At 50.6% G+C, this 271-nt stretch carries 3 tRNA genes; all 3 read left to right on the forward strand.

Annotated elements, in window-relative coordinates:
* Position 1 precedes the first annotated feature (1 nt).
* The 3 genes from ACTXGU_RS22435 to ACTXGU_RS22445 all read left to right on the forward strand — a co-directional run bounded on the left by ACTXGU_RS22435 (position 2) and on the right by ACTXGU_RS22445 (position 265).
* Positions 2-77 (forward strand) — tRNA-Thr (locus tag ACTXGU_RS22435).
* 9 nt (positions 78-86) lie between these two features.
* Positions 87-162 (forward strand) — tRNA-Lys (locus ACTXGU_RS22440).
* Between the two features lie 18 nt (positions 163-180).
* Positions 181-265, forward strand: a tRNA-Leu gene (locus tag ACTXGU_RS22445).
* The last annotated feature ends 6 nt before the right edge of the window (positions 266-271 follow it).

Genomic DNA, 271 nt, shown 5'->3' on the forward strand with positions numbered 1-271 from the left:
TGCCGGTGTAGCTCAATTGGTAGAGCAACTGACTTGTAATCAGTAGGTTGGGGGTTCAAGTCCTCTCGCCGGCACCATTTGTAAGTGAGCCATTAGCTCAGTTGGTAGAGCATCTGACTTTTAATCAGAGGGTCGGAGGTTCGAATCCTCCATGGCTCACCATTTATATAATCTTATTATGCGGGTGTGGCGGAATTGGCAGACGCACTAGACTTAGGATCTAGCGCCGCAAGGCGTGGGGGTTCGACTCCCTTCACCCGCACCATTACAA

Origin of the sequence: Niallia sp. 01092, assembly GCF_052318935.1 — a bacterium.
GTDB lineage: Bacteria > Bacillota > Bacilli > Bacillales > Cytobacillaceae > Niallia.